This window comes from Flavobacteriales bacterium (genome assembly GCA_013001705.1).
Taxonomy (GTDB): domain Bacteria; phylum Bacteroidota; class Bacteroidia; order Flavobacteriales_D; family JABDKJ01; genus JABDLZ01.
Window position 1 is genome coordinate 1 of sequence record JABDLZ010000221.1, and the last position, 9,770, is coordinate 9,770.

A 9,770-nucleotide genomic window follows, 5' to 3' on the forward strand; every position below is an offset into this window, starting at 1 on the left:
TGGCTACACACTTCAAGATCGCTCCTATGGTCATCGGATTGACCATCGTTTCTATAGGTACGTCAGCTCCAGAACTGCTGGTCTCCATCCAAGCGGCCCTCAGCGGCAGTCCAGATATAGCCATAGGAAATGTGATAGGGTCCAATATTGCCAATCTGGCCTTGGTCCTTGGAGTGACGGCTTTGATACTTCCCATACCCGTAGCACGGAACACGATTCGCATCGACTGGCCGGTCATGATGGTGGCCACGCTGGTATTCTGGTGGATGATGATGGACGGGGTCCTCAGCTTTTTTGATGGGATGGTCCTCTTCCTATCCTTGGTCGCATACATCATCTATCTGCTTGTCCAGTCCAAACGCAATCCCTTTATCAGTGATTCTGATGTAGTCGATGATGTAGGTAAAAGGGGAGGTCTTTGGATAGAACTGCTCAAAGTGGTACTGGGTTGTATAGGGCTCGTTTTCGGAGCCGATCTATTAGTCTCAGGAGCTTCTGACCTTGCTAGGGGATTCGGAGTGAGCGAGCATGTCATCGGGGTGACCGTAGTGGCATTCGGCACATCGGTACCCGAGCTGGCGACCAGTATGGTGGCTGCTATCAAGAAAGAGTTGGACATATCTGTAGGGAACCTCATCGGAAGCAACATCTTCAATATTCTCTCTATCCTAGGTATCACATCCATGGTGAAGCCCATACCTATCAATGATGTAGTGCTCGCCTCGGATATCTTCTGGGTGCTGGGTGTGACACTACTCATCCTGCCGCTAGCCGTGCATCGATTCCGTATACATCGATGGAAGGGAGCATTGCTCTTAGGCATCTATCTGACCTACATCCTAGTTGTCATCAGCTAGAAAGTCATTTTATTTCGCTCCTACCCCTAAAAAATTGTGGGTATCTGTTCCAAAAAGTGAAAAAATCACCACTGACCCCTCAAAAAGTTGAGGTATGTTTGCGCGAAATTGAAAAATAACAGGCAAATACTCGATCAATGGCAGTTCTAAGATTCAAAGCATGGGAAGATGTTCTCCATCGTCAGCCCAAGCATAGCATACCTCCTAGTTCTAAGATCTCTGACTATTTCAGCAGCAAGGTCTTCAATGAAGAGACCATGCGGAAATACCTTTCTAACAATGTGTACAAGGCGGTCAAAAAGGCGGTCCTCAACGGACACAGAGTGGAGCGGGAGATTGCTGACCATGTAGCATCAGCTCTGAAAGAGTGGGCCATGAGCCACGGTGCGACCCACTACACGCACTGGTTCCAACCATTGACCGGTTCTACGGCCGAGAAGCACGATGCCTTCTTCACTCCGATAGAGGGAGGACGGAGTATCGAGTCCTTCAAAGGATCCATGCTCTCTCAGCAAGAACCCGATGCCTCCAGCTTCCCCAGCGGTGGATTGAGAAATACCTTCGAGGCCAGAGGATACACGGCATGGGATCCAGCATCACCAGCGTTCATACACGCCAAGACCTTGGTCATACCGACCATCTTCCTCAGCTATACCGGAGAATCCTTGGATAATAAGATGCCGCTTCTCAAAGCATTGCATGCAGTGGAGCAAGAGGCCAAGGCAGTCTGCCAGTATTTCGATAAGAACGTAGACCGAGTAGAAGCTACTCTCGGCTGGGAGCAGGAGTATTTCCTCGTAGATAAGGCATTGTACAATGCCCGTCCTGACCTGATGATGTGCGGAAGGACCCTGTTCGGTCACCAACCGGCTAAAGGCCAGCAGTTGGATGACCACTATTTTGGGACCATCCCAGAGCGGGCAGCGGCATTCATGCGGGATTTCGAGGCGCAGTCACTGGAGCTCGGTATTCCGGTCACTACGCGTCACAATGAGGTCGCACCCAATCAATTCGAGTGTGCTCCCATGTTCGAGGAGTGCAACCTCGCTAATGATCACAACCTTCTATTGATGGACCTGATGGAGAAGGTCGCTCGTCAACATGACTTCAGGGTGCTCTTGCATGAGAAGCCTTTTGCCGGACTCAATGGTAGCGGAAAGCACAATAACTGGTCACTAGCGACAGATACTGGAGTCAACCTCTTGCAACCCGGTCACAATCCGAAGAGCAACATGCAGTTCTTGACCTTCTTCGTCAATACGATCAAGGCCATCCATGATCATGCGGACATGCTACGTGCATCCATTGCCAGTGCAGGTAACGATCACCGCTTGGGAGCCAATGAAGCCCCACCGGCCATCATCTCGGTATTCATCGGGTCGCAGTTGAGCCAGATGCTGGATGATCTCGAGAAGAGTATCAAAGCCGGTAAGATGACTCCAGAGGACAAGACCTCACTCAAACTGAATATCGGTAAGATACCGGTGATCCTCTTGGATAATACCGATAGGAACAGGACCTCTCCATTTGCCTTCACGGGAAACAAGTTCGAATTCAGAGCAGTGGGAAGTACGGCCAATTGTGCCGTACCTATGGCCGTTCTCAATACCATCATGGCCAAGCAATTGTCCGAGTTCCGTAAGGAAGTAGACGCATTGATCAAGAAGGGGACTAAAAAGGACGAGGCCATCCTACGTACCTTGAGAAAGTGTATTGTGGCTTCCAAGAGTATCCGCTTTGAAGGGAATGGCTATAGCGATGAGTGGGTAAAAGAGGCGAAGAAACGCGGACTCTCCAATGTCAAGGACACACCTCGCGCTCTGGATCTGATGATCTCCAAGGACGCGGAGAAGATCTTCACCGAGATGGGGATCTTCACCAAGGACGAACTCCTTGCAAGACATGAGATCTCACTGGAGAACTACACGATGAAGCTCCAGATCGAATCCAGAGTATGTGCAGATATCGCACTGAATCACATCTTGCCGGCAGCAATCAACTACCAGAGCGATCTGGTGGACAATGTGATGTCAGTGCAAGAGGTCATGGGATCCACTATGAAGTGCACCGCTCAGAAGGATATGATCAAACGCATAGGAGAGCATGTGGATCAGATGGCTGCTTTGGCAGAGCAAATGAGACAGGAACGCAAGAAGGCCAATAAAATGACCGATAGCCGCAAGAAGGCCATTCATTATTGCGACAAGGTCAAGCCTAAGATGGATGAGATCAGGACGCATTCCGATAAACTCGAACAGATCGTGGATGATGAGATATGGCCACTGCCTAAGCAGAGGGAACTGCTCTTCACCCGATAATCCACTTCAAGGTCATATACATAAAGGAATCCCATGTCAGAACAGGCATGGGATTCTCATTTTTGTAGCATGGAGTATCCGATATACATTTCCCATATCGACCACTCGGTCATCTATCGCATCGATGGCCCTATGGCCTTTTCAGAATGGAAGCGGCTCGGACCCGATCGCTCTCCAGACCAGAGCAGGTGGATACGGACCGATGTGGAGAATGGGGACTATAGCACTGCGGTGTATATCCAAGACCTCCTTGTTGCTGTTGAAAAGGGAGAATTGCAAAGCATCACGGGGTCTACCTTTGGGTCACTTATCGGTGAATCCGATCACTAGGAGTACTCTTTTCTGAGTTCGTCCCATCTGGGGCAATCCATCAGATGATCATTGACCATACCCACCGCCTGCATGAATGCATAGCAGATAGTGGACCCTACGAATTTGAACCCTTTTGATTTCAGGCCCTTGCTCATCGCATCACTCTCCGGGCTGGTGGACCGATAGTCTGACTCATCTTTCAGTTTATTGATGATGGGTCTGCCGCCTACAAAAGCCCAGAGATATTCTGAGAACGAGCCTTCTTCCTGTATTCTCAAATAGGCCTGAGCATTGTTCACCGTTGCTCTGATCTTGGCCTGATTCCTGATTATACCTGCATCCTGCATCAATGACTGGATCTTGGCCTCATCGTAGTTAGAAATGATCTGAGGTTCGAATCCATCGAATGCACTGATGAAATTGTCTCGTTTGCGTAATACGGTGATCCAACTCAGTCCGGCTTGAAAGCCATCTAGGATGAGTTTTTCGAACAAGGCACGATCATCGCGAAGGGGTACACCCCATTCTTGATCATGATAAGCTACATAGATCGGGTCATCGCCACACCACGGACATCGGGGCATAATACTCTGATTCTGAATTACAATGTATGACAAAAGAAACCACAACTTCCCGTAAGCTAGAGCGTATATTTACCTGAGAAGATGTGCAGATGGCTGCTCATATCCCTGCTGGTCGTATTCTCATTCGATCTGAAGTCCTTCCACATCGTTGGAGGTGAGATCACGTATCAGTATCTCGGCAACGATACCTATGAAGTGACCTTGATCGTCTATCGGGATTGCCTCAGCGCAGGGGCTCCATTCGATAATCCTGCTTCTATCGGGGTTTTCAATGGAGTTGGCCAGTTGGAAGAAGTCTTCAGTTTCGACTCTCCTTTCATCACCCCGGTTGAGACAACGGTGGATTTCTCATGTACCGATATCAATGCTTCCGCCTGCGTGGAAAAAGGGGTTTACATACAGACCATCAATCTACCTCCCAATGCGACCGGATACTACATCGCCTATCAGCGATGCTGTCGCAACAGCACCATTCAGAATCTGGTCAACCCGGATGAGTTCGGAGCGACCTATGCGGCATTCATTCCACCTGCATCCTTGGCGGAGGGAAATAGCAGTCCGGTGTTCAATGATCTGCCACCCATAGGCCTATGCAGTGATCTGCCTTTTTCATTCGATCATGGAGCTACTGATGCAGATGGCGATTCACTTGTTTATGAATTCTGTACACCCTACAATGGCGCTTCTCAGGATGTACCCCAACCGGCCAGTCCTTCTTCACCTCCGTGGAGTACAGTCGCTTGGGCTGGAGGCTTCGGGGTGGATTATCAGATCTCCTCTGACCCCGAATTCACCATAGATCCACAGACTGGACTGATGGAGGGCACACCAGATGAGCTCGGGCAATATGTGATGGGAGTATGTGTCAAGGAATATAGGGACGGCCAGCTCCTCAGCGAGGTCCGTAGGGATTTCCAGTTCAATGTTGTCGCTTGTCCTTCGGCTATACTAGCCTCTTTCTCTGATCTGAGTTTTGGAATTTACTGTGAAGGAATAGAAATAGAATTCGAGAATCTCAGTGCCAATGCAGATGATTTCCTCTGGAATTTCGGGGATGGTTTTTCCAGTACGGAATTCCAACCTACGCATACATTCAATGGAGTAGGGGAGTATACGGTGATGCTGATCAGCCAACCTGGAGACCCGTGTGCAGATACCAGCACAGTGGTCTATGAAGTAGCTCCTAATCCTTCACCACTCATTATGGAACCGGAATTGGTCTGTCCAGACAATGCATACGATATCTCTGTGGCAGGAGAACTCACCGATGTGGTGGCCTATGTTTGGAACATCGACAGTCCGGATGGACCGGAGTTCTTCGATCAAAATCTGGAGGCCATCCAATTCTCATCGCCCGGTCTTACCTATATCGATGTATCGGTGTTCAATAGCAATGGATGTGCAGGAGAGTATACACTACCATTCACCGTACCTGATCCCCCGGTAGCCACCATCGCAACGGTATTTGATGCATGCCAGGGCTTGACCATTGAATTCGAGAGTCTGAGCCAATTCAGCGACTACCTATCGTGGGACTTTGGAGATCCTGGCAATCCAGTGACTTCAAGCGCGGCCAATCCTACCCATAACTTCAGCCAATCAGGGCTATTCACCGTCACCTTGACGGCCGGCTCTGATGTGGCCTGTCCGGATGAAACGAGCATGGAGGTGGAGGTGAATCCCGATCTTGAGATCGACCTACTGCCTATCGAACCTCAGTGCCTGCCGGGAAATGCATTCACCTTCGAGGCCATAGGTAACTATACAGATAACGCCACTTTCGTCTGGTCCTTCGATGATTCAGGAATAGCCGAATCCACGGCAGAGAATCCGGGCACCGTCACCTTCGATGAAGAGGGGACCTATCAGGTGATGCTTACTGTCACGGAAGGTTCCTGTCAAGCAGCCGATGGTGAATACGTCTATGTGGTCGATGTATTGGATGTGGATTTCGTTACAGAATCGGCAGGTTGCGCACCCTATGAGGCCTATTTCTTCGACCAGACCACCGGTGGTGCTGACAATAACTATTCATGGAACTTCGGTGATGAGACCGGAGCAGATTTTCCGGGGAGTGTAGGACATACCTATAACCAACCGGGCAACTATACAGTGACATTGACTGTAGAATCGACCTTCGGTTGTCTGGGGCAAGAGACCCTCACCGTAGAGAATGCCATCATCGTTTCTCCCAGTCCAACGGCCGACTTCATTCTGGATCCGCCTTTCTCCGATATCAACTCGCCCTCTGTGCAGGTGACTTCTACAGCTCTAGGAGCCGAGGAATGTGTTTATCTAGTAGAAGGCAATCCTCCGGTATTCGACTGTGATTTCACACAAGAATTCTTGACGGGAGGAGAATATACCATCACGCAGGTAGTGACCAACGAATACGGCTGCGAGGATCGCTTGGAGGCTCCCTTCAGGGTCAACGGACATGCCTTCTATGCTCCCAATGCGATCACTCTCAATCAGGATGGACTCAATGATTTCTTCCTACCCATAGTCGCGGGCGAGATCGAAGAATACCGCATGGTCATTTTCGATCGATGGGGGAAGGTGCTTTTCGAGACCGATGAAGTTGGCGTACCATGGGTGCCGGAATACGCACATGTAGGCATGCATGCCTACAAGGTGTGGGTACGGGACAGCTACAACACCCGAGAACTCTACGAAGGGACCTTTCTACTTCTTAGATGACGCCCTGAGCATGGGGATATGCGGAATGTCATCCTCCAGATATTCTTCTCCTGAACGTATGAATCCGTGATGATTGTAAAAGGCCTCCAGATAGGTCTGTGCAGATATTTTGATCGGAACGTCTCCACCTTGTTTCTCGATGAATTCGATGGCCATCTCCATAATATGATGACCAAGACCAGTACCTCGAGCGGACTCCGCGACTACCACTCGTCCAATCGACCATTGGCTGAATGTGGTATCGGGCGGAAGGATGCGTAAGGTGGCAAGAAGGCCTTCATCTCCATGATATAAAAGGTGCCAGGAATGTGGGTCCCATCCATCCAATTCTTGATACGGACAGTCCTGTTCGATGACGAATACCTGGATCCTCAATTGCACCATGTCATGGAACTCCTGCAGGCTCATTTCATCGAATCCAAGTATGCGTTCCTTCTTCATGCGGCAATGATCTCGCGGCTCTCTGTATAGAGCAGATAGGCTTCGATCTCCTCATAACCCATTCGGGTCAAAAGATTTTTATATCTACTCAACTGGCTCAAGTCTTTCTGACTCGGACTACCTGTCTTATAGTCGATGATCCAGGCTTTATTCTGTTCCTTGTTGGTATAGACTCGGTCCAGTCGATAGGCCTTGCCATCATCATCCAGAATGGCAACTTCACTTCTGACCTGAAGGTCTTGGGGTAGTTTCAGCTCCAACTCCAATTCCAGTGCGCGCTGTACCGCACGCTCCACTTCGGCAATTTCTTCTGAAGAAAGGGAGATATCCATTCTCAGATGAGCAAAGAGATCATCAATACTCATTCCACTCGAGCGTTTCTCCAAGGCCAGGTGAACCAGGTCACCGATCAATCGAGCGGTGTCCTTTTTTATGTCCGAAGAGAGTACCACATCCAGCAGTTCATCCTTGTTCCTGCGCTCATAGGTGGATAGGTCGGAAGGCTGCCCTTCTTCCTGGGGTCGATCCTGTTTCTCTTCAGCCCTACCTAGCTCCAGGATTTCAGCTTCAGCCTTGGAGCGCAGATAGCTGGCCAGTTGTCTGCCCAGTCCATCTCTACCTGGATCGCAAACGTTGATGTACATCTGATCTTCCGCACGGGTCAGTGCCACATAGAGCAGATTGAGATTATCGAGATCGGTACGTTCCTTTTCCTCGGTGAGGATGGCTTCATAGGGGGTGCCTTCAAGGCGCTTTGTGATGTTGAGCAACGATACGTTCAATGATTCGTTCTGAGTCTCCACCCACTCGGTAGCCTTTCCTTTTTTAGAGTTGTTCCAATTGATCATGGGTACTATCACCACTGGGAATTGTAGGCCCTTGGAAGCGTGTATGGTCATGATCTGGATGCTGGCCGGATTCACCCCGGATTTGATGGAGAGACTACCGGATTTCTCTTCCCAGAAATCCATGAATCCACTGAAGGTATTCTCATCGTGCGAGCCGAATCCGGCCAGTAGATTCAGCAGTTCGAAGAGATAGGGGTCGGTTCGGTCCATTCCGAGCTGATCGATCCATTGTACAGCAGCACCATAGGGTCCCAGATCGACCGATGCCTTACCTGACCAGACCATACCGATGGAGGAGAATAGTTCTTTCAAGATATCAGAGTCTGTATTCTGGGCAAAGCGTTGATGCCAGTGGGCCAGTTCATCAACTCTGTCACGGGTCTCCAACACCCGTTGAATGATATAAAGTGCCGGCCCATTGACCGATTGACCACTGAGATACTCTATAAGGCTGACGATCAGGAGCACATCAGCATGTGACTTTAGAAGGAGGGCATCAGGAGAGGCTACGCTTCTACCATGCTCCTGAAGGAAATCTGCAAGGAGTCGTGCTTCAGCGCGGGTGCGAGTCAATAGGCAGATATCCGAGCCGCGATAATTCAATTCCTCGCAGGAATCGATCTGATCGAGGATCTGTGGAAGTATGTTTTCCAATTTGGTCTTGTCTTCCCAGACTTTGGCCCGGACATAGCCTTCATGTGGGCGATGAGTCTGTTGTTTCACATCAGCATAGGCCGATTGGTATTTATCATTCAATCCCTGTGCGAGTAGCGGGAATAGAGAATTGTTGAAAGCGATGATCGCCCGTGCCGATCGAAAGTTGGTCTGTAGGGATTGGAATTCATCGAAATTCCGCTCGAGCACAGCTTCCAACTCCTTGGTTCGCCTGTCTTCTTGACCGGGAATGGACGGGAGTTCTACCAGTTGGTCCACTTCACCTCCACGCCAGCGGTAGATGCTCTGCTTGGCATCACCTACCAAGAAGTTCTTCTGACCGGTACTGAGAGAGTCCTCCAGAAGGGGAAGGAGATTCCTCCATTGGAGTACGGAAGTATCTTGGAATTCATCGATGAGGAAATGATGGAATCGTTCGCCCACCCGTTCGTAAATGAATGGGCTTGGATTGGACCCGATGAGTTGAGAGACCTTTGCATTGTTGTCTGCGAGGATGCTCATCCCTTGGTCCTGCTCGAGAGTGCGCATCAATTCTTCTAGGCGCAGGGCTAGGATAAGGCTCATCCGATTCTGTGTGATGAGGTCGATGTCCCTCAAATCGATCACAAGATCACGAATGGTAGTGATCGCATCCAGGATAGTGGGGCGAATCGTGTCGCTGAGCGATTGACGATCATTCTTCTTGCCTTTGGCACTCCATAGTTCACCATGGGCTACTTGATCGATATGGCTTTCCTTCGGAGGGTCACTTAATGCATAATCCTTGGTCAAAAAGGTCCCAAAGCCTCGCGATCCGCCTTGGAACTCATGTAATTCGATGTTCCATGGCGTAAGGAATTCTCGGGTGGAACTCTGGATATCCCTTATCCTGCTCAGGAGTTTGCTTCGTTTTGAAAGTAGATTTCCCAAGCCTTTCTCCAGCCCTTCCTGCCCTGAGTCAAGAAGTGCATTCCTGTACGGAATACTCTCTTCTTTCATGAGCGTACTCAGCGAACTCTGTATCTGCCTGCGGGGGTTCCAGCTCTTTCCTTCCAA

At 49.8% G+C, this 9,770-nt stretch carries 7 protein-coding genes; 4 read left to right on the forward strand and 3 right to left on the reverse strand.

The features are described 5' to 3' along the window. The 3 genes from HKN79_08990 to HKN79_09000 form a co-directional block, all read left to right on the forward strand. Window positions 1–857: calcium/sodium antiporter (locus tag HKN79_08990; GenBank protein ID NNC83701.1), on the forward strand; the 857-nt coding region annotated here is incomplete at its 5' end. A 137-nt stretch (window positions 858–994) separates the two neighbouring features. Then, window positions 995–3,175 carry a glutamine synthetase type III gene (locus HKN79_08995; GenBank protein NNC83702.1) on the forward strand — a complete coding sequence of 727 codons (2,181 nt, stop codon included), beginning with the start codon at window positions 995–997 and terminating at the stop codon, window positions 3,173–3,175. 69 nt (window positions 3,176–3,244) lie between these two features. Continuing rightward, window positions 3,245–3,505, forward strand: coding sequence for a hypothetical protein (locus HKN79_09000; protein NNC83703.1), 261 nt, complete (start codon window positions 3,245–3,247; stop codon window positions 3,503–3,505). Here the strand turns inward: HKN79_09000 and HKN79_09005 are convergent. After that, entirely contained in the window at window positions 3,502–4,071 is a 570-nt protein-coding gene (locus HKN79_09005) for a DNA-3-methyladenine glycosylase I (protein NNC83704.1), read from the reverse strand. The genes HKN79_09000 and HKN79_09005 overlap by 4 nt on opposite strands. 81 nt (window positions 4,072–4,152) lie before the next feature. Between HKN79_09005 and HKN79_09010 the strand changes: the two genes are divergently transcribed. Continuing rightward, window positions 4,153–6,771 carry a PKD domain-containing protein gene (locus HKN79_09010; GenBank protein NNC83705.1) on the forward strand — a complete coding sequence of 873 codons (2,619 nt, stop codon included), beginning with the start codon at window positions 4,153–4,155 and terminating at the stop codon, window positions 6,769–6,771. Here HKN79_09010 and HKN79_09015 read toward each other — a convergent pair. Both HKN79_09015 and HKN79_09020 read right to left on the reverse strand, forming a co-directional pair. Beyond that, window positions 6,757–7,212, reverse strand: coding sequence for a GNAT family N-acetyltransferase (locus HKN79_09015; GenBank protein ID NNC83706.1), 456 nt, complete (start codon window positions 7,210–7,212; stop codon window positions 6,757–6,759). The genes HKN79_09010 and HKN79_09015 overlap by 15 nt on opposite strands. Next, window positions 7,209–9,770 (reverse strand): UvrD-helicase domain-containing protein (locus tag HKN79_09020; protein ID NNC83707.1); only part of this gene is annotated, 2,562 nt, incomplete at its 5' end. The genes HKN79_09015 and HKN79_09020, both read right to left, overlap by 4 nt.